The following is a 19,327-nucleotide window of genomic DNA, read 5'->3' on the forward strand; positions in this document are numbered from 1 at the left end:
ATCCCGCACGGTCAGAATCGTCGCTCGGCATGCCGCACCGCGTCGACGACCTCGGCATTACCGCTGAATTCGACGCGTATGTCGTTGCGGCCGAAGGCGAATAGCAGCAACTCGCCGGGGGCGCCGGTGACCGTGACCCCAGGGCCTGTCCCGAACCGCGCGAGCACGGCACCGTCCGTCTCGAGGAGTGCGACCCGCGCGGGCATGCCCGGCATGAGGGCTGGCGCGAAAAAACGCGTCAGGCGCCGGAGCGCTCCGACGGTGCCGTCATCGAGCGCTCGGGGTGTCCACCCGCCGGCGGCGCGACGAACGTCTTCGTGATGGACGAACATCTCGTGGATGTTGGCGACGCGGTCGAGCCAGCGCAGCGGCGAGTAGGGGGGCGGGCCGGACGCCAATCGATCGACCAACTCAGGCCAGCTGTGGCCGGCGGCGATCTGCGTTTCGATGCGATGTCGTCGCTCGGCGAACCGCGGCACGCCGATGCCCAACAGAGCGTCCGGTCGCCGCTCGCGGGCGATTAGGTGCGCGACGAGCTGTCGAGTTGTCCACCCCGGGCACAAGGTCGGTGCGTCGGGGCCGACCGTCCGCAGAGTATGGACCAGTGCCGCGCGTTCTTCGCTGGCGACCGACATTGTCCGACCTTAACCGCTCGCCGCGGGCCCTTCGGGGACGTCGACTCCGCTCGGCCGATTCACGGCAGAGGTCGTGACCTCCACCACGTTGCCGGTATCTCCTTGCTTGCGCGCAAGCAAGGAGATACCGTCGCAGCATCAGCCAGTACCGATCAGGAGTCGAGATGACAGTCGAGCCGACCAGCCCCGCCCCGCTTGCCACCCAGCGTTTCCCTGGCGAGTTCGTGTACTTCGACGTCAAGGACAAGCCCTTCGCCGGCGCCCTGACCGCACGCTTGTCCAAGCTCGCGGGTGTCGACGTGACGCTCGATGATGACCTAGCCGATGCGATGGGTCGCAGCCTCGATGCCGGCGACCGGCTCGGCGACGCGTGGTACGCGGATGCCCGCAGCCGCGGGTCGGTCCGCGCGGCGCGCGAGGAGTTCAACACCGCCCTCGAGCACGGAGTCGACGCCGTCACGGATCCGTCGCCGGCGCTGATCGCGTTGTTCGACCAGATCAACACCGAACCGGATTGGCTGGACTGGGACCTTCTCGATCGCGGCGCGCGAGTCTTTCGGCGGTACGGGAAAGAGCTCTACCCCTATTTCGGCATGGCGACGTTCTCGGGCTACCGAACGCCATCGGTGACCAAGCCGCTCATCCTGACCGGCGCCTACACCGGCAACTCCGCCCTCAACAGATTCTGGGAGACCTGCAAGCACTGGACGGACACCAGCGAACCCGACGGCATGCGACGCGGTAACCCCGGTTACCTGACGTCGCTGCGAGTGCGGCTGCTGCACTGCATGATCCGGTCCCGGATCGTCGGTCACGCAGAGTGGGACCGTGCCCGGTTCGGGGTGCCCATCAGTCAGTTCAACATGTTCAGCACGCTGATGGCCGGCTCGGTGATTCCCGGTCATGACCTGAAACGTCTGGGCTACCGCACCAGCGACGACGACATCGTGGCGCTCATGCACCTGCAGCGCTACATCGGCTACGTGATGGGCGTCGACCCGCCGTGGTACCCGGAGTCGATCGAGGACGGTTATCGAGCGATGCGGTTGATCGCGCTGGCGCAACGCACCAGCGACGACGACGACAGTCGCGCTCTGTGCTGGTCGTTCATGGACACCTACAAGCCCCCGGCGGACTCCAGAGGTGTGAAGCGGCTGGCCGCCGAGCTCAACTACCGCGCCCAGCTAGGTCACGCGTACTTCTACACGCCCGCGTCCTACACGAAGTCAGGGTTCCCGCCGGTCGGGCCGTGGCGTTACGCTCCGCTGGCGCGCTTCGTGCCGAACTTCATCAGAGAGACGGCGTGTCAACATGTTCCGGCTATCGCGCGCCGAATCGATGATCGGCACCGGGCGTGGCGCCGCGCGGAGAACGCGCGCACGCTCGGCACCGGCCGGGGCAGCTTCAGCCCGGTCGAGACGCTTTCGCGCTAGCGTCGACACCGTGGTCGAGCCCAGGGAAGCGGCGCGTCGGAATCAGATTCTCGAGGTGGCCACAACGCTGTTCGCTCAGCAGGGATACCGCGAGACCAATCTGGCGCAGATCGCCGACGAACTCGGCTTCCGGCGCCAAGCGGTCTACCACTACTTCCGTGCCAAAGACGACATTCTCTATGAGCTGATCGCCGAGGCGGGGGAGGCGATGACGTCATCGGCGGGCCCCATCTTCGACTCCGACAGCTCGCCGGAAGTGAAACTGGCCGAGCTCGTGCGCAATCACGTCCGGGTGGTGTCGTCTGACCCGAGCCGGTTCCGTATCCAGTTCAACGAACTCAACAAGTTGAGTGGCGATCGCGCCAAACCGCTGCAGGACGGGATCTCGGCATACATTCACCGGATCGCCGACGTCATCCAGGACGGTCAGCGCGCAGGCGTGTTCTTCGACGGCCCGCCCACATCGCTGGCATTACTGATCATCGGGATGTGCAATTCGACGACCGAATGGCGCGACGGCGCGCGGACGAAGGCGTCAGTCGACGAGATCGCCGACAACGCAGCCCGTCTGGCGGTCGTCGGACTCACCGGGACGCGCGGCTGAACGCGCCGGCTTCGTCTATCCCGGTTGCGCGAACTCATCGCCCCAACCGGCGTTCGTCACCACCTCCGCGAACGTGAGTCGGTGCGCGTCATTGACGAGCTGGTGGACATGGGCGGGGAATGAAAACGGCGGAGCCTTCATCGGATTGGCTTGAGTGCCGCGGGCGATAGCCTGGGTGATCGCGAAGCCGAGGTTGTGTCTGGCCCATGCCGCGAGGACGCGATCAGCGAAACCCTTGGGTAGACGGTCCCGCTGTGAGCCTGCGACATCGAGGTCAATCCCGCTGTGGCAGACGGCTTGTTCGGTACCGAAACGGTGCCCCAAGCCGATGCTGGTGTGCAGCGCAATCGACTGCCACACCGTCGTCACTCGGTCGTCGGTGAGGCCCTGCTCACGGAGGAACCGCGCTGCGGCATCGGCGCCTTCGACTTCGAATCGCTGATCGCCGGCTCCGTACTTCGTGAGGCCGAGGTCATGCAGAACCGACGCGAGGAACACGACCTCTTCGTCATAGTCGACGCCGCCGCGCAATCCGTCAGCAGCCGCCAGTTCCCGAGCGAACAGATAGCTGCGCACGCAATGGTTGTGCAGGAAGTCTGGCGAGACGTCGGAGGCCAGCTCGACCGCCGCAGCGCAGACTGTTGAATCGGGCAAGCCCCACTGTGCCGTGTCGGTGGTGACGTGATCGGTCATACCGCCACGGTGCCCACACCGAAACATTTGCGCCAGTTCTTATGTGGCCAACAAGCGCCGGATTCCGGACATCTCGCTCGGTCGCGGTTGCATTCTAGGCGAAGAATCGCCGCAACTGATCAGCGATGACTCGGGGGTTGCCGCCGGAATCTTGTGCGCCGCCGTGATTGAGCCCCGGAAGTTCGATGCGCGTCGCCGCGGGCAACACGCTTTGCAACGCGTCGAGGGTGCCGGTGAAAAGTGTGGGAGCGCCTGTGCCGCAGAGAAGTAGAACGTCGGCGGTCACGTTCTGGTAGTCGTCGAGGGTGCCTTCGGTCGACTTGACGACGTTCAACTCCTCTTTCCACGCGATGATCAAGTCACGCAGCGAGGCGTCGTCGCCGGTGACCCTCTTGGCGTCGGCCCACAGGATCGCCCGGCAGATCAGCGGCTGAGTCATGATCGTGCCCAACAGACGAAGCGGCGCGGCGACCTGCTGTACCCGGGGGTCGCCGTCGGCGGCACCCTTGGCCAGACTCGCCATCGCGTCGGCGATGTCGCCGCTGTCCACGAGACGCTGCCCACGGTCGATGGTGGTCTTGAACTTGTCGAGGTCCGGCTGTCCGACGAACAGGACCGGTTCGAAGACAGCGACTTTGCGTATCGCCGGAACGGACATCGAGGCATGTAGCGCGAACAGGCCACCGTCAGCGGCGCCGAAGACATTCTCCGCGCCGGTGGCGGCGATGATGGCTGCGAGGTCTTCGTCCTCACGTTCGATGCAGTAGTGCGGACCGTACGGTCCGCTCATCCCGCGGCCGCGCCGGTCGGGCAGGTAGACGGTGAACTCTTCAGCAAGAGCGCCTGCCAGTTTCATGTAGTGCTGAGAGCCCAGCGCTCCGCCATGCTGCAGCACTATGCCGGGGCCGTGACCGAGCTGACGAAAGCCCAACTTCGTGCCGTCTTTCGATGCCACAAAGTGTTTCTCGTACGCACCCGGCATTGCGCAACCTCCCGCTCCCCTGGGACGATTCGAGGCGATATGTAGCGCCGGTACTGCGATAATCCTATTACCGACAGCGGGGGTGGCTGATGGTGATTCAGCAGCGGGTGGAGGTTTCAGAACCCGTCCGCCGGGAGCCGGCTCAACTCTGGCACCCGGGCGAGGGCGAGACGGTCGAGAGACCGGAGGGTCTGGCCGCGCCGCCGCCGTTGACCCCGCCGTCGGAGGCGGATCGTTATGTGACCGTTGACGAGCGGGTCGGGAACACCATCGGGGTCGTCTTCGCTGCATGGCCTGTTGTCGACGAGTTCGGGCTCCGGTTTCCAGACCAGCCCGAAGCCGCCTGGTTCGACGCCGATGATCTCCAGGCTGTCGTCGACAGGCTCCGCTCCCAGGCCGGAGATATGCTGCGGCCCTTACGGATCGGCGACACATTCTGGGTGCACAGTTTCTCTGCGAAGTCGCCGAGCGACTGGGAAGCTCTGCGAGACATCACCTCGCAGGCGCGGACGATGGCCAAGGTCGCCGTCGCCGTGGCAGCGCTGGGAGAGGTCCGGCCGCCGGTGGATGACATGACCCTCGCCGCCGACGACGAATATTCGGGTGTGACAGAACAGGTCGCCCAAATACCAGGGGGGCCGGCGACGGCCCGTCCGACGATCTGAGCGGGCCTCGATGAAACCGCTGCCGCTGGAGGACCACCGACTGACCGCGGCCGACTTCGTCAATGCGGTCCGAGACAATGACCTCGTCTACTTCTGCCTGAGCGTCGGAGATGCCGACGCTCAAGTGATTGTGTTGCCCCTGGGACCCGATGGCATCCGCCGGGTGATCGTCGTCGATGCCGGTGTCACCGATAAGGTCATCGATCTTCTCGACGCGCTGGAACAGGTGGGCCTCATTTCATTCGCCAACCCGGCGGACGCCACCATCGCGCTCGTGGTCGCGACCCATCCACACCACGATCACATCGCAGGTATGGCCCAACTCTTTCAGGCCCGCGGTGAGCACGTAGCCGAGGTGTGGGAGCCTGGGTTCTTCCACACCGCCGCGTCCTACCAGAACATGCTTCGAGAGATCGGTACCCGCACGAACATCGTTTACACCCAGCCGACCAGCGGAATGCATCGTTTCTTCGGCCAGGTCGCGGTGACAGTGCTGAGCCCCTCGATTCACCTGCGAAACCGTTTCGACACTTACGGAGTCGAGATCAACGACTCCTCGATCTCGTTGCGGATCGAGCATCCCGCCCGCGCGCTGGCCGACCTCGCCTCGCTCGGCGGACAGTCCAACTGGGCGGCCAACCCGGCCTCGGCGACGCTGATCCTCGGCGGCGACGCCCAGACGTTGTCCTGGTCGTTCGTGGCGACCGACTTCCCGTTCCTGGCGGCATCGGGCAGCGCGCAGGCCAGGGCGATCGCGGCCGCGACGGGAAACCGAGACCTGCTGTCGGCCGACGTTTTCAAAGTTTCGCACCATGCGTCGAAGCACGGCGTCAACTTGGAACTCGTCGAACGCATCCATCCTGCGATCACCCTGGTGTCGTCGACTGCCAGCGGCACGAAATACGGCTTCCCCCACACCGTGTCTCAGGAAGCCATTCGGGAGGCACTCGATCCCGTCGCGAGCAAGCTGAACCCTGCCACCGGGCTGCCCAAAGATCACAAATCCGACGCCGAGTTGCGCATTTTCTACACCAGCGATACCACCACCGCACCGGACAGTCCCGACGCCGGATCCTTCGGCCTGCTACTGCGGGGACGGCGTCGGGAGTTGTGGCGCTTCGGCGACCGTCCGACCCAATCGGTCGACTTCAGCCGCGCCAAACTGTGGACCTAGATTTTCGACCCCGCTCGGGGCTGCTAGATAACGATTTGAAACCTGTTGCGTTGCAACATGAGACACGACAGCAAACATTTCGATCCGCGACATTATGGTCGTCTGGTGCACCGGCGAACTGCTCTCAAGCTCCCGTTGTACCTGGCAGCGGCCGCGGCGCTGACCAAGATTCCCGTCGCCTCCGCTGCGGCGAGTCGATGGTCGGCAGATCGCGCGAACGCCTGGTACGCGCAGCAAGGCTGGTTGCTTGGCGCGAACTATGTCACGTCGACCGCCGTCAACCAGCTGGAGATGTTCCAGGCGGGCACCTACGACGCGCGCCGCATCGCGGGCGAGTTGAGCGTGGCCCGGCGCATCGGGATGAACACCATGCGGGTGTTCCTGCACGACCAGTTGTGGGCGACCGATCGGGCCGGGTTCAGCAGCCGGCTTTCCGAATTCGTGGCCATCGCAGCGAGGCACCAGATCAAGCCGCTCTTCGTTTTGTTCGACTCGTGCTGGGATCCCTTACCGAAGGCGGGCCGTCAACGCGCACCCATCAAGGGGGTGCACAACTCCGGATGGGTTCAGAGCCCGGGCGCCCATCGTCTTCGGGACCCGGCCTACACCCGCGTGCTGCAAAGCTATGTCACCGGCGTCGTGGGCATGTTCGCGAACGATCCTCGCGTGCTCGGCTGGGACGTCTGGAACGAGCCGGACAACCCGTCGAAGGACTACAGCGATGTCGAGCACCAGGACAAGATGGAACTGGTCGCCGCCTTCCTCCCGCATGTCTTCCAATGGGTGCGCGCCGTCAACCCGATTCAGCCATTGACCAGTGGCGTGTGGCAGGGCCACTGGAAAGATCCGGGAAGCCGCAGCAAGATAGCCGGCCTGCAGCTCGAGCACTCCGACATCATCAGTTTCCACAGCTACGCCGAACCCGCTGAATTCGACGCCCGCATCGACGAACTCACCCCGCTGGGGCGCCCGATCATCTGCACCGAGTACCTGGCGCGGAACTTGGGGAGCACGGTCGAAGGAATTCTTCCGATCGCCAAGCGGCGCAACGTCGGCGCCTATAACTGGGGGTTCGTCGCCGGACGCACGCAGACCTATCTGCCCTGGGATTCGTGGCAGCAGCCGTACACCGAGCTCCCTGACACGTGGTTCAGCGATCTGATCCACCCCGATGGACGAGCCCACAATGACGACGAGATTCGCGTCATCCAGAAGCTCGCAGGGGTTGGTCAAATTGCGACGGGCGCACCCGCCGTTCGTTAGGGGGCGCGTTTTCGCGGTGCGGCCGAACGGGGTGGCCGTTCACGCATGTGATCGCGCACGCGACTCATGAGGTCACCGAGTATGTGCACGTCGCCGTCGGAGAGTGCGCCGTACAGCAGGTCGCGGACCACGTCGATGTGACCGGGAAGAACCTTGGCGACCAGCGCACGACCCGCCTTGGTGATGTCAACGACGGTGGCACGCTTGTCATCGGGGCTGCCTTTGCGGACGATCAGTCCCGCCGTCTCCAGCAGTCCTGCCTGATGCGTCAGGCCGCTGCGGCTGTAGACCACACCGTCGGCGAGCTCAGTCATGGTGAGCGGACGCTTGGCGTCGACCAGTTTGGCCAAGACCTCGAACTGCACATAGCTGAGGCCGCCCTCGGCCTGCAACTGTTCCTGCACCGCGTGCTGAAGCAGGCTGACCGCCTCGGTCAGTGCGAAGTAAGTACGCATTTGCGCAGGCTTCAGACCGCTCGCCATGGCGTCATCCTAGTGTTTCAACATCGAAGCAATAAGTAACGCCGCGTGTTCAGCTTTCTCAGCGGCGGGTGAATTGGGTGACGAGCAGATCCAGCCGCTCCGATTCGTTGCCCGGGCGTAGTCGTCCGGTACGGCCGAGGGTGACCAGCCCGTGCAACGTCGCCCAGAGGACCTCGGTGAGCGCGTCGGCATCCTGTTCGTCGGTGACGAGGCTGACCGCGTGACGCAACTCGGTAAAGGCTGCCTCCAGCTGGGGAGGTGTGTCGTCGGCGGCGAAGCGTAGCGCGGTGGTGCGGGTGAACATCGCGTCGTAAACGGCGGGGTTGTCGCGGGCGAAGTCGAGGTAGGCGCGGGCGCTGGTGTGCAACGCCTCGGCCGCCGCGCCTGCACCGCGGCGAGCGACCCTGATCACCTCGGCGAGCTCGCCGAACCCCTCGACGGCGATCGCATCGGCGATCTGTTCCATGCCGGTGAAGTGCTTGTAGAGGACAGGCTGGCTGTACTCGATCTCAGTCGACAGCCGACGTGTGGTCACGGCATCCCAGCCCTCGTCCTCGGCCAGCCTGCGGGCCGTCGTGACGATCAGCCGCCGCCGGGCGGCGCGCTCACGTTCGCGGCGGTCATCGATGGCCATGCCGAACTCTAGCACCGCTAGAATAGATAGCACCGCTATTGACAGCGAGATCCAACGGGGTTAGCGTTGCTAGCACCTACTCCCGAAGGGTGCTGTGACATGGCTTTGGAGCTCGCCAGGATCGCCGCACTGCTCGCGGTGCTCGGGACCGCAGTCGTATACGGCACCGACGTGTTCTGCGCGATTGTGCTTCGACCTGCCCTGGCGTCGCTCGACGACGGTGCGCTGGTCGCGATCATGGGACGAGTGCACCGATATGGGGACCGGCGCATGCGTGTGCCAGGAGTGCTCGGTGTCGTGGCCTCCGCGACGAGCGCGATGCTGGCCGCCGTCAGTGGACATTGGTCGCAGACGATCGCGGCGGGCGCCGCTCTGCTGCTGCTCTTGGCCTGGATAGCGCTCTACACACAGGTGAGCGCGCCGATCAATCGACAACTGACAGCGGCCGTCGATGCCGGCGCAACATTGTCGAATGGACGTGTGCTGCAGACAAAGTGGGATCGCGTCATCGATGCCCGTGCAGCGCTGCAAGGCCTGGCGGTGGCTGCCCTCTGCGTAGTGCTGATGATCCCGTGACCGCCATCGCCATCGGCTATACACTCGCCGGACTCATCGCAGCGGGCATCATCTTCATCGGCGCACGCTTCATCGTCGCGCCGCGCGTTGCGGCCGCCGGCTACGGTGTGCTGCCCGATTCAGAGCAGACGTCGGTTCACGCCTACTTGCGCGCCAAGGGCGTGCGCGACATCGCATCGGGTCTGTTCGTCATCGTCCTGATGGTCGGCGGTGCGACCCACCTTCTCGGCTGGCTGATATTGGCAGCGACCTTCATTCCGATCGCCGACGCGACCATCGTGCTCCGCAACGGCGGCGCCAAATCGATCGCCTTGGGAGTCCACGGCGGCACCGCTGTCGCCATCACTTCTGCGCTGCTACTCCTTCCCTAGGCGCGTTCCCTAGGCGCGTTGCTGGACCACCCGAGACCGGCATCGCGGAATTACTTCGACATCGAAGTAGTTACTCCACTTGAATGCTTCGAAATCGAAGCACTACTGGAGGAGGAGAACATGAAGGCTGTGCGATACCACCGCTACGGCGGCAGCGATGTGCTGCGGTACGAGGAGGCCCCGCGGCCGGTACCTGGGCCGGGGCAGGTTCTGGTGAAGGTGGCGGCGACTTCGTTCAACCCGGTGGACGCCGGTATCCGCGGCGGCTACCTGTCCGACGTGTACGAGATCAGCTTCCCGCACATCCCGGGTGTGGACGTCGCGGGCACGATCGCGGAACTCGGCGACGGCGTCCAGGGATGGAAGGTCGGCGACGCGGTAGTCGCGTTTCTGCCGCTGGACGCTGACGGCGCGGCCGCTGAGTTCACCCTCGTGCCGGCCGAGTCGCTGGCGGCCGCGCCGCGTTCGGTGGACCTGACCGATGCGGCAGCGTTGCCCGAGGCTGCGTTGACAGCGTGGCAGGCCCTCTTCGACGTCGCCGGTCGAGATCGAGGGGGCACCGTTCGACGTGGTGCTCAACCTCGTCAGCACAACCGACGAGCAGACCGAAGCGTTGATCGGCGCGATCGCCGACGGCGGCTTCCACGTGGGCACCATGGTTTTCGGGCCGCAGAACCCCGGCCGCGGAGTCCGCTCGCAGCGAGTATTCGTCCGCAGTGACGCCGCGCAGTTGGCGGGGCTGGTCGGTCGCGTCGACGAACGACAGCTGCGCATCGAGGTCGCGGACCGCCGGCCACTGGAACAGTCCGCGGCCGTGCATGAGGACTCCGACGCAGGACGTCTGCGGGGAAAGACGATTCTCCTGGCCGCCACGAGCAATTGACACGGGGCCCAAATGTTGACGGGAGCGACGAAAAATCGAGAGCCCGAGCATATTTCGTCACCTTCTAGTCCCTTTTTGTTACCCGATCCCACCCGAAGCGCGACAATCACGTCCAATCCCACGACAAGGAGCGACAGATGAGCCGTCTAACCGCCAGGAGCTCAGAAGCGTGCAACGCCGCGGGGCGCCGACGTCACTGCTTGTCGCGCCACCGGAGCGGATCGACCTCGAGCGCGGCCCGGTCCCAATCGCCCAAATCAGCGGCCGCCCGATAGGTCGCATGCAGAAACTCCAGCAGGGTGCGGTCCGGGTCGGCGGCGGTGCGTACCGCCTCATAGGGCAACAGAAACTGCTTGTAGTCCGTGCTGTAGAAGGCCTGCGAGGGCTTCACGGGATAGTCGGCGAAACCCTCAGGCTCGGGATATGCGTATGCGTAGAAAGCGCCTTCTTCACCGCCGCCGGCCCAGAAGCCGCAGCTGCTCAGCTCGTGCGAATAGCCCTCGACCATCACCCAGTCCCCGCAGTTCGGCGCACCGCCCGGATGCTCGGGCGCGGTGCGACCGGAGAACCGGGTGCACGCCAGATCCATTGCGCCCCAGAAGAAGTGCACGGGGCTGACTTTCCCAAGGAAGTGCGAGCGGAACTCGTGCAGCACGCGGTCAGCGGACACGAGTTGACGCCAGAACAGGTGCGCCGCCTGGGCGTCATAGGAGGCGTGCGTGTGGTCGTCGGCGAACGGGATCGCGGGATCGACTTCGTTGGGGCTCGCCCGAAGCTGCACAGCGATGCCGAGTTCGTCGAGCGCAGCCATCACTTCGGCATAGAAGGCGGCGACCGACTTGGGTTCGAGCGCGATCTGACGGAGGCCGCCGTCACTGCAACGGATGTGCAGCCGGTGCTCGATGAAGTCGAACTCGATGTCGAAGACGCCGGCTTCGTAGGGAATCGCCGAGGTGGTCAGGCCTCGCGGACTCACGTACAGGGTGACCTGCCACCAGTGGTTGACCAGCGGTGCCTGGGCGAGGCGTATCTTGCCGACGATCTGTGTCCACATGTGCAGGGTCTCACGCGTGGCAGTCCAGTCATCGACCCGCAACGACGGCCAGTTCTGCGATGCCGCAGCCGCTTTCGTGGTGATATCAGTCATCTACGCACTCTAGCGTTCCCGCTTGGCCGGGGCCGCTAGTCTGCCGAACGGTTGCCCTGGTGTACGGGCGACTCCCAGGTGTAGGGCTCCTCCGGATGGCCGGATCCACCGAGGATGAACGAGCGGTCGCTGCGGTTGGCGCGCGCAATCGTCGCCATCCATGTCGCGACCGTGCTGAAACGGTTGCGCACGCCGGTGAGAAACGCGATGTGGATGAAGCCCCAGCCGAGCCAACCCATCATGCCCGCGAGCTTGACCGGTCCCGCCTGCACCACCGCATGACCGCGGCTGATGTACGCCGCCGACCCGAGATCGCGGTAACGGAAATCCTTGCGCTTGCGTTGAGCGACATCACGCCGAATGCAGGCCGCAGCATGCCAGCCACCCTGCATCGCGTTCTCCGCGACCCCCGGCAACCCGTCGCGACCCGCCAGATCACCGATGACGAATACCTCGGGATGCCCCGGCACCGACAGATCGGGGTCTACGGTGATGCGGCCCGACCGATCGGTGGCGGCGTCCAATTCCTTCGCGACGTGCTTCGCGAACGGCACAGCCTCGACGCCGGCGGTCCACAGCACCGTTCGGGTGGCGTAATCCTGTTTGGGACCACCGTCTTTCGGGCTCACCGTGACGCCGTCGCGCCGGACGTCGGATACGTGCACGCCGAAGTGCAGCTCGACCCCCAACTCCTCCAGTATCCGCGACGCCCGTTCGGACAGCGCCGGCGCAAAGCTCTTGAGCACCCTGTCGCCGCCGTCGAACAGCAGCACCCTGGCGTCCTCCGGCTCGATGCTGTGGAATTCGTTAGCCAGTGAGCGGGTCGCGAGTTCCCGTATCTGTCCGGCCAATTCGACGCCGGTGGGGCCGGCGCCGGTGACGGCGAACGTGAGCCACTGCTCCCGCTCTTGGCCTGGCGGCAGGGTCTCGGCGATCTCGAAGGCGGCGAAGACTCGACGCCGGATGCTGAGCGCATCGTCGAGTGTCTTCATACCGGGCGCCCAGGCGGCGAACTCCTCGTTCCCGAAATACGACTGACGCATGCCCGCGGCGATCACCAGGTAGTCGTAGTCGACGTCGAACTTCGACTCGTCGGGCCGACGGGCCGTGACGCGCCGCGCCTCGGGATCTAGCCGGATGGCCTCGCCGAGCAGTGTCTTGACGTTGCGGTGGCGTGACAGTTCTTCACGCAGCGATCGACTGATCTGGCCGATGCTCAACGTTCCGGTCGCGCACTGGTAGAGCAACGGCTGGAACACATGGCACGCTGCGCGGTCCAGCAGGGTGACGTCCACGTCGACCCGGCCGAGGCGACGGGCGCAGAACAACCCCCCGAACCCGCCGCCGATGATGAGAACTCGAGGTCGCCCACTGCTCATGTAGCAGTCCGTACCCGTTTCGGCGGGTGCTACCCACGGGTTGCCGGGCTCGCCTGATACGACGCGATGTGCCAGTCCTTGCTCGTGCGGATGACGACGACCCCGATGTTGAGGTGCACGGTGTCGCGGTCCCGGAAAGCGAAGTCCGCGGCGAGGTAGCCGAGCGCCACATCAGCGCCGAGCCGGCGGGACTCCAGGATCCGGTACTGCACCGTCATGCCGGGCGGCTGCGCGTCGTAGTACTCGAACACCCCCTGCGGCCCGACGCTGTACGGCCGCAGCCCCTGAAAGATGGCGTCATCAGCGAAGACGCCGGCCACCCGGTCTGGATCGTTCGCGTCGATTCCGTCCCTCCACGGGTCCAGTACCGCGCGCAGGATCTCCTCAGCGCCCAGCACTTTGACCACCATCGACATGCAGGATCTCGCCGGTGACGAAGCCGGCCGTCTCCAGGTAGAGAACGGCGTCGACGACGTCGTCGATGTCACCGAGCCGTCCCGTCGGGTTGAGTGTGGCAAGCGCCGCGTGCGTGGACGGGTCGTGCATCGGTGTGTCGATGATGCCGAGCGCGACCGCATTGGACCGGATGCCACGACCGGCATATTCGACGGCCAGCGCCTTGGTGGCGGCGTTCAGCCCGCCCTTGGTCAGCGACGCCAGCGCCGACGGCGCCTGCGAGTTGGCCTGGTCGACCAGGCTGGTGGAGATGTTGACGATGTGGCCGCCGGTCGGCATCACTGCCAGCGCGGCACCAGTGACCTCGAAGAAGCCGCGCAGATTCACGCCGGTGATGGCGTCGAAGTCACTGTCGGTGTATTCGGTGAACGGTTTGGGAATGAAGATGCCCGCGTTGTTGACGACGGTGTCGACCCGGCCGAACCGCTGCATCGCGGCATCGATCACGCGCTGGCCGACACCGGGGGAAGAGATGTCACCCGCGACTGTGAGCACCATCGGATCGTCACTCTCGCCGATGGTCCGCGAGTTGGCGACGACCGCGTAGCCCAGTTTCCGGTAACCCTGAACCAGTCCGGCGCCGATCCCCTGGGAGGCGCCGGTGATGACGGCGACCCGTGTCGAAGTGTTCATTGTTGTTCCTTTCCTTGCCATGCCCGGCTCAACGTGCCGAGATAGGGCGGCTATGCCTGGCAGACGCGACGAATCACCTCCCTGCTGGGAGGCCGAGGCTATTAGGCTGACCCGATGGAGCTGCGGCAGCTGCGCTACTTCGTCGCCGTCGCCGAGGAACTGAACTTTGGCCGAGCGGCTCAGCGTCTGCGCATCGCGGGTCCGTCGCTGTCTCAACAGATCAAAGCCCTGGAAAAAGACCTCAAGGTGACCCTCTTCGAAAGGGACCGAAGATCGGTCGTTCTCACACCTGCGGGCGCGGCTTTGCTTCCGGATGCGCGGGAGTTGGTCAGCGATGCCGACGAATTACGCAGGCGGGCAATGGGTCTCGGAGTATCACAGCCTGTCCGTGTCGGCTACGTGAACTGGTGCCCGGTCGACTGGGCGCAGCGTGCGGCAGGAGTGGCTGAGCTGCGGGTGGATACCTGGGTGATGCCGTCACACGCCCAGGCGGCACGGGTCGCGGAGGGCAGCCTCGACCTCGCGATCTGTTGGGTCCAGAACAGCGACCTCGAGAAGCTGTCGCTCGAGGCGCGACTCCTCGGGGTCGACCGGCTCTATGCGCTCGCCGCCGGTTCCGACGAGTCCCCCGTCGAAGCCGGTGACACCGTGGTGCTCGTCGACTCCGATGCCGCCAGTTGGTCGTCGTGGAATCGCTACGGAGAGCAGTTCGCTTCCGCGACCGGCGCCCGTGTCATGCACACCGACGACGGCGGTGTCACCGGAGCGACGTTCTTCGAGCATGTGCGAGGGTTGCGCCGCGCGGTCCTGAACAATCCCAAAGGCCAGGACGAAGCACTGCCGAAAGATCTGGTGCGTCGACCGGTGGTGAACCCGTCACCGTTGTGGACGTGGTCACTGGTGTGGCGGCGGGGTGAGGACAACCCCGCGATTCACGCCCTGATCGACGAATTCACCCGAGGTGTCGGCGACTTCGGACTCGGTGACCCATCCGTGTGGTTGCCTGCCGACGATCCGCATCAGCCCGGCGACGAGAGCGGCGGCTGACACCACCACCGCAGCGACGAGCATCGCGGTACGAAAACCGTTGTGGAGCAACGGGCTCACCGCGGCGGGTCCGGCGATCTGACCGACTGAATAACCGGCCGTCAGCAACGCGACAGCCCGCGGATAGCGCAGCAGACGCCCGGCCGCCAGTGACAGCGTGCTGACACCGATGAATGTCCCACCGAAGAGCACCGCGCCGACCAGTGCTGCGGTCACCCCGCCGAACAGGCCGGCTACGGCGATGCCGGTGGCCTGCACGCACAGCGCTGTCGCGAGCAGACCGGGGTGTGACCAGCGAGAGCTGAGTGCAGCCCATAGCGCCGCCGACGGCACTGTCGCCAAGCCGACCACCAACCACGCCCCGCCACCGAGCCAGTGGGGCGCATCCTGGGCGACCGCGGCGACCAGGAACGTGCCCGCGATGATGTACCCGATCCCTTCGAGGGTGTAGCTCGCCGCGAGCAGCGCGAAGGCACGATGCGGTGGACGGCGCCCGGGCCGGTCTGACGACTCCGGCGTCGCCCCTTCTGGTGCGGGATGCATGGTCCAGGCGACGGCGGCCAGCACCGCCGCCGCTGCGGCCGAAGTCCACCACGCCAACCGCCACTGACCGCTTGTCAGCACGACGACTGCCGACAACGCGATACCGCCGCCGACCCCGCCCAGTGCCCAGCCGGCGAGATGGGCGGGCCGCTCATGCAGGTGTTCCAGCAAGGTGTTGACGGCGATCACGAAGACCAGCGCACTGGCGACGCCGGCCAACGCGCGCAGCAAAGCCCATTCGATTGTGCTGGCGATCAACGGCATTCCGACCAGACTGGCGACGAGTACGACCAGGGAAGCGCGGCAGACAGCGACGGAACGGGCAAGTCGAGGCCAGATGGATCCGGCCAGTGCGCCCGCGAGGTAGCCGGCATAGTTGGCCGTCGCCAGGGTCGCGGAGGTATGCGTCGTGATGCCCGCCTGCGCGGTCATCAGCGGCAGGATGGGCGTGTACGCGAACCGGCCTATCCCCATGGCCGCGGCGAGGGCTGCGGCGCTGCGCACGACGTGTCCGTGGTATTGCATTTCCCCATCGTGAAGCGCCGCGCGCCTCGTCGGCCATGTCTGATCTGCTCGTAGCTGTAAGGCGCTGCCTCCCAGCCGGGACGCGAAGTCGAGCATTGTGTGTTCTTGCAGTCGAGCGATCGGGTGTGATCGCCATAGGAAGGGAGACGTCGATGACGCAGAACGTGATCGCATTGGTGACCGGCGCCAATCGAGGTCTGGGTCGGCAACTGGCCGCAGAACTCGTAGCGCGTGGAGCGAAGGTGTACGCAGCGGCGAGGCGGCCGGAAACCGTCGATCTGCCGGGCGTGGTGCCAATTCAACTCGACGTCACCGATCCGGAGTCCATCCGGCGTGCGGCGGCCGTCGCCGACGACGTCACCGTGCTGGTGAACAACGCCGGCATTTCGACGCGGGCCACGTTGCTCGACGGACCCATCGACGACATCCGCGCGGAAATGGAAACGCACTACTTCGGAACGCTGAACGTCAGCCGGGAGTTCGTCCCGATCATCGAGCGCAACGGCGGCGGCGGCGTCCTCAACGTTCTGTCGGTCCTGTCGTGGACCCACCCACCGACCTCCGGCGCCTACTCAGCGGCCAAGGCTGCGGCGTGGGCTCTCACCGATGCGATGCGAACAGAGCTGGCTCCCAAGGGGATTCACGTGGCCGCCCTGCACGTCGGCTACATGGACACCGACATGGTCAGTTACATCCCGCCAGAGCAGAAGACCGATCCGGCGCAGGTCGCCGCGCTGGCCGTCACCGGGCTGCTCAACGGCGAAAAGGAGATCCTCGCCGATGAACTGTCCCGAAAGGTGAAGGCGGGCCTGGCCACCGCGAACGCCGGCAGCGAGTGACCGCCGATCAGCGGAAGCGGACGTCCATGGTCGCCATACCGAAGATCTTCTTGCCGTCCGACTTCGCGGCAACGATCACCACACCGCTGCGCGTCGCCGGGTCCAACGACTTGACGCGCCCGCTGAACTCGATGTCCGTACCCCCGGTGGCCGACACAACGGCCGGCGCAGACAGCCGAACCGTGTAGCGCGTCACCGCGCCGGGATCTCCCGACCAAGCGGAATGGAAGCCGGCACCCAAACCCATGGTCAGCATTCCGTGGGCGATCACGTCGGGCAGTCCGGCCAGCTTCGCGATGGTCTCGTCCCAATGGATCGGATTGGCGTCACCCGCCACGCCGGCATAGTTCACCAAGTCGCCGCGAGACAGCCGGGTGTGGTGCACGGGCAGCTGGTCGCCGACCTTCACGTCGTCGAACGACGGCGTTCCCGGCGTGCGGGTGAAGCCTCCGTCGGCGATCCGGATCTCGCCCTCGGGGCGGAGTTCTTTCTCGTACTCGCCATCCACACTGGGGATGTCCAGGATGTTCATGTCGTGCATCATCGCGTTCTGCACAGCCGTCTTGACCCCCGCGTCGATGTCCTCGGCGGTGACCCCGACGACGGTCGTGTGCAGCGTGTGCACGCGCTCGCCTGCGGTATCGGTGAACGTGTTGGTGACGGTGATGAAATCCCGGCCCGCCGTCCTGCGCACCGACGTCAGCTCGACGTCGATGGTCAATTCGTCGCCGGCCACGATCGGGCGGTGTTGCTCGAAGACCTCTTCGGTCTGCAGGTACGTGTCGTATCCGACGACGATCGACTCGAACATGCGTCGGTTGCACTTCATACCGGGCGTCGACGTGAACGTGACCGGCGCGACGACGTCCGAATAACCCAGCTCAGCGGCGGCGGCGACGTCCCAGTGCGCGGGGTGATAGTCCTGCACCGCGCGGGCGTATTCACGCACCTTCTCGCGGCCGACCAGGTAGGTGCCGTCCATTTGGTAGTAGTGGCCGACCCGCGCTTCGATCGGCGACGTTTCTGCTGGTGCAGTCATGTACTGGCTCAACTCTTCCGTCGGCTTGATCGGAGCCGACCAAAGCACACTAACGCGCAGGCACCCTGATCCCGGAATCCTGCGATTGCGCCCCCGCAACCTGCCTAAGCTGGTCACGCACATGACGGTCGACAGGCGAATGAGGGTCGACGGCGAGCCCGCATCCATCGAGCCCGCCGAATTCCTCGACGTCACACTGCCTCAGCTGTTCGCCGAAGCGACAGATCGGCTGGGTCCTTCGCTGCGGGAGATGCAGCCGCGGCCACTCACCCTCACCGTCGACGGGCGATCCTGGACGCTGCGCGCCGACGATGCCCGCGTCGCCGTCACACGGGGTCCGAGCACCGGCTCCGCCATCCGGGTCGACGCCGAGCAGCTCGACGCACTCGTCGCCGACAAGGTCACCCCGATGGGCTGGTTGGCCAGCGGCTCCCTCGATATGACGGGACACCTCTCCGACATCCTGAATTGGTGGCTCCTGGTCCGGGCCACACTCGACGGCACGACACCCCATCGCACCGGCGCGATCGAATTCGAGGATCGCGCCGGCGGACCTCTCGACCTCAGCCGTTCGTTCACCCCCGCCGATCCCGCCGCCGACATGGCCTGGTTCCTCGAACAAGCCGGCTTCCTCCACATCAAAGGTCTGTACAGCGAAGACGAGATGGCCGCCGTGTCCGCCGAAATGGACCTCGCCGCAACGCGTTACGCCGATGGCGACGGCCGGTCATGGTGGGCCGGCCTCAAGGACGGATCTCGTGCGCTGGTGCGGATGCAGCGGTTCCACAAGGAATCTCCGCTCGCTGCCGAACTGGTCGCCGACGAACGCCTGACCCGCATCGCTTCGTTGACGGGTGACGGCCACGTCGCCGGCGGATGGGACGGCAACCGACTCGAAGCGCTCTACAAACCCATCGGCGTCGTCCACGGGATTTCGGACATCCCGTGGCACAAGGACTGTTCGCTTGGCAGGCACAGCTACGACTGCTGCGGACTCACCGTCGGTATCTCGGTCACCGGCGCCGACGCGATGTCGGGTCAGCTCCGCGTCGTCGCCGGTTCACATCGAGCCCTCGTCTGGCCTGCGCCCAGCCTCCAACCTGGCCTCGATCTTCCGGTCGTCGACCTGGCCACCGAGACCGGCGACGTCACGGTGCACTGCTCGTGCACGCTGCACATGGCTGCGCCGCCGGTGCAGCGCGAACGACGCGTGATGTACACCAGCTTCAGCCTGCCCTCGCTCGGCGGCGCCGACGCCGACCGCAAGGAGCTGCGCAGGATGGCCGACGCGGCACCTTTGAACACAAGCCAGTAGCTCACGGAT

General features: G+C 65.6%; 21 protein-coding genes and 2 pseudogenes. 12 read left to right on the forward strand and 11 right to left on the reverse strand.

Going from position 1 to position 19,327, the window contains the following annotated elements; genetic code table 11:
* Positions 1-11: 11 nt before the first annotated feature.
* A complete protein-coding gene (locus tag M1248_RS20115) occupies positions 12-635 on the reverse strand; it encodes a TIGR03085 family metal-binding protein (protein WP_317149514.1) in 624 nt (207 codons plus the stop codon).
* A gap of 164 nt (positions 636-799) precedes the next feature.
* Between M1248_RS20115 and M1248_RS20120 the strand changes: the two genes are divergently transcribed.
* A complete protein-coding gene (locus M1248_RS20120; RefSeq protein ID WP_317149515.1) occupies positions 800-2,068 on the forward strand; it encodes an oxygenase MpaB family protein in 1,269 nt (422 codons plus the stop codon).
* 10 nt (positions 2,069-2,078) lie between these two features.
* A complete protein-coding gene (locus tag M1248_RS20125) occupies positions 2,079-2,672 on the forward strand; it encodes a TetR/AcrR family transcriptional regulator (RefSeq protein ID WP_163732312.1) in 594 nt (197 codons plus the stop codon).
* Positions 2,673-2,687: 15 nt separating this feature from the next.
* Here M1248_RS20125 and M1248_RS20130 read toward each other — a convergent pair whose 3' ends face one another.
* Positions 2,688-3,365, reverse strand: a complete 678-nt coding sequence (locus M1248_RS20130; protein WP_163688855.1) for an HD domain-containing protein — start codon at positions 3,363-3,365, stop codon at positions 2,688-2,690.
* Between the two features lie 94 nt (positions 3,366-3,459).
* On the reverse strand, positions 3,460-4,320 hold the full coding sequence (locus tag M1248_RS20135) for an alpha/beta fold hydrolase (protein WP_232076209.1): 861 nt from the start codon (positions 4,318-4,320) through the stop codon (positions 3,460-3,462).
* Between the two features lie 116 nt (positions 4,321-4,436).
* Here M1248_RS20135 and M1248_RS20140 point away from each other — a divergent pair, with 116 nt between their 5' ends.
* The 3 genes from M1248_RS20140 to M1248_RS20150 all read left to right on the forward strand — a co-directional run bounded on the left by M1248_RS20140 (position 4,437) and on the right by M1248_RS20150 (position 7,449).
* Positions 4,437-5,012 carry a hypothetical protein gene (locus M1248_RS20140; protein WP_317149516.1) on the forward strand — a complete coding sequence of 192 codons (576 nt, stop codon included), beginning with the start codon at positions 4,437-4,439 and terminating at the stop codon, positions 5,010-5,012.
* Positions 5,013-5,022: 10 nt separating this feature from the next.
* On the forward strand, positions 5,023-6,186 hold the full coding sequence (locus M1248_RS20145; RefSeq protein ID WP_317149517.1) for a ComEC/Rec2 family competence protein: 1,164 nt from the start codon (positions 5,023-5,025) through the stop codon (positions 6,184-6,186).
* Between the two features lie 105 nt (positions 6,187-6,291).
* Positions 6,292-7,449 carry a cellulase family glycosylhydrolase gene (locus tag M1248_RS20150; protein ID WP_197905543.1) on the forward strand — a complete coding sequence of 386 codons (1,158 nt, stop codon included), beginning with the start codon at positions 6,292-6,294 and terminating at the stop codon, positions 7,447-7,449.
* Here the strand turns inward: M1248_RS20150 and M1248_RS20155 are convergent.
* The gene (locus tag M1248_RS20155; RefSeq protein WP_317149518.1) at positions 7,446-7,931 is read right to left on the reverse strand and encodes a MarR family winged helix-turn-helix transcriptional regulator; all 486 of its coding nucleotides are present in this window, start codon (positions 7,929-7,931) and stop codon (positions 7,446-7,448) included. The genes M1248_RS20150 and M1248_RS20155 overlap by 4 nt on opposite strands.
* 58 nt (positions 7,932-7,989) lie before the next feature.
* Positions 7,990-8,565: a TetR/AcrR family transcriptional regulator gene (locus tag M1248_RS20160; RefSeq protein ID WP_317149519.1), complete on the reverse strand. Its 576-nt coding sequence runs from the start codon at positions 8,563-8,565 to the stop codon at positions 7,990-7,992.
* A gap of 99 nt (positions 8,566-8,664) precedes the next feature.
* Here M1248_RS20160 and M1248_RS20165 point away from each other — a divergent pair, with 99 nt between their 5' ends.
* From M1248_RS20165 to M1248_RS20180, 4 genes and pseudogenes are all read left to right on the forward strand, one after another.
* The gene (locus tag M1248_RS20165) at positions 8,665-9,141 is read left to right on the forward strand and encodes a DUF1772 domain-containing protein (protein ID WP_163732300.1); all 477 of its coding nucleotides are present in this window, start codon (positions 8,665-8,667) and stop codon (positions 9,139-9,141) included.
* On the forward strand, positions 9,138-9,512 hold the full coding sequence (locus M1248_RS20170; protein WP_317149520.1) for a DUF4267 domain-containing protein: 375 nt from the start codon (positions 9,138-9,140) through the stop codon (positions 9,510-9,512). Before M1248_RS20165 ends, M1248_RS20170 begins: the two co-directional genes overlap by 4 nt.
* Positions 9,513-9,632: 120 nt before the next feature.
* A pseudogene (locus tag M1248_RS20175) lies at positions 9,633-9,914 on the forward strand (alcohol dehydrogenase catalytic domain-containing protein); the annotation flags it as partial.
* Positions 9,915-10,083: 169 nt separating this feature from the next.
* Entirely contained in the window at positions 10,084-10,395 is a 312-nt protein-coding gene (locus M1248_RS20180) for a zinc-binding dehydrogenase (RefSeq protein WP_317149521.1), read from the forward strand.
* A gap of 193 nt (positions 10,396-10,588) precedes the next feature.
* Here M1248_RS20180 and M1248_RS20185 read toward each other — a convergent pair whose 3' ends face one another.
* From M1248_RS20185 to M1248_RS20200, 4 genes are read right to left on the reverse strand one after another with little or no spacing between them, the layout of a single operon-like run.
* Positions 10,589-11,542, reverse strand: a complete 954-nt coding sequence (locus tag M1248_RS20185; protein WP_317149522.1) for a DUF5996 family protein — start codon at positions 11,540-11,542, stop codon at positions 10,589-10,591.
* A gap of 35 nt (positions 11,543-11,577) precedes the next feature.
* Positions 11,578-12,921, reverse strand: a complete 1,344-nt coding sequence (locus M1248_RS20190; RefSeq protein ID WP_163688866.1) for an NAD(P)/FAD-dependent oxidoreductase — start codon at positions 12,919-12,921, stop codon at positions 11,578-11,580.
* A gap of 29 nt (positions 12,922-12,950) precedes the next feature.
* Positions 12,951-13,331, reverse strand: coding sequence for a nuclear transport factor 2 family protein (locus M1248_RS20195; protein ID WP_317149523.1), 381 nt, complete (start codon positions 13,329-13,331; stop codon positions 12,951-12,953).
* The gene (locus tag M1248_RS20200; protein ID WP_163732287.1) at positions 13,306-14,010 is read right to left on the reverse strand and encodes an SDR family NAD(P)-dependent oxidoreductase; all 705 of its coding nucleotides are present in this window, start codon (positions 14,008-14,010) and stop codon (positions 13,306-13,308) included. The genes M1248_RS20195 and M1248_RS20200 overlap by 26 nt, the downstream gene beginning before the upstream one ends.
* 114 nt (positions 14,011-14,124) lie before the next feature.
* Here M1248_RS20200 and M1248_RS20205 point away from each other — a divergent pair, with 114 nt between their 5' ends.
* Complete coding sequence (locus M1248_RS20205) at positions 14,125-15,057, forward strand: LysR family transcriptional regulator (RefSeq protein ID WP_317149524.1); 933 nt, start codon at positions 14,125-14,127, stop codon at positions 15,055-15,057.
* 39 nt (positions 15,058-15,096) lie between these two features.
* Here the strand turns inward: M1248_RS20205 and M1248_RS20210 are convergent.
* Positions 15,097-16,299, reverse strand: a pseudogene (locus M1248_RS20210) (YbfB/YjiJ family MFS transporter); the annotation flags it as partial.
* On the opposite strand from M1248_RS20210, the gene M1248_RS20215 reads away from it, so the two are divergent.
* Positions 16,278-16,964: an SDR family oxidoreductase gene (locus M1248_RS20215; RefSeq protein WP_163732280.1), complete on the forward strand. Its 687-nt coding sequence runs from the start codon at positions 16,278-16,280 to the stop codon at positions 16,962-16,964. The pseudogene M1248_RS20210 and the gene M1248_RS20215 sit on opposite strands and share 22 nt — an antisense overlap.
* Positions 16,965-16,971: 7 nt before the next feature.
* Here M1248_RS20215 and M1248_RS20220 read toward each other — a convergent pair whose 3' ends face one another.
* On the reverse strand, positions 16,972-18,003 hold the full coding sequence (locus M1248_RS20220; protein WP_163732277.1) for a fused (3R)-hydroxyacyl-ACP dehydratase subunits HadA/HadB: 1,032 nt from the start codon (positions 18,001-18,003) through the stop codon (positions 16,972-16,974).
* 121 nt (positions 18,004-18,124) lie between these two features.
* Between M1248_RS20220 and M1248_RS20225 the strand changes: the two genes are divergently transcribed.
* Entirely contained in the window at positions 18,125-19,318 is a 1,194-nt protein-coding gene (locus M1248_RS20225) for a phytanoyl-CoA dioxygenase family protein (RefSeq protein WP_317149525.1), read from the forward strand.
* Positions 19,319-19,327 lie beyond the last annotated feature (9 nt).

The sequence above is a fragment of the Mycobacterium sp. 29Ha genome (assembly GCF_032883055.1).
Taxonomy (GTDB): Bacteria; Actinomycetota; Actinomycetes; order Mycobacteriales; family Mycobacteriaceae; genus Mycobacterium; species Mycobacterium gallinarum.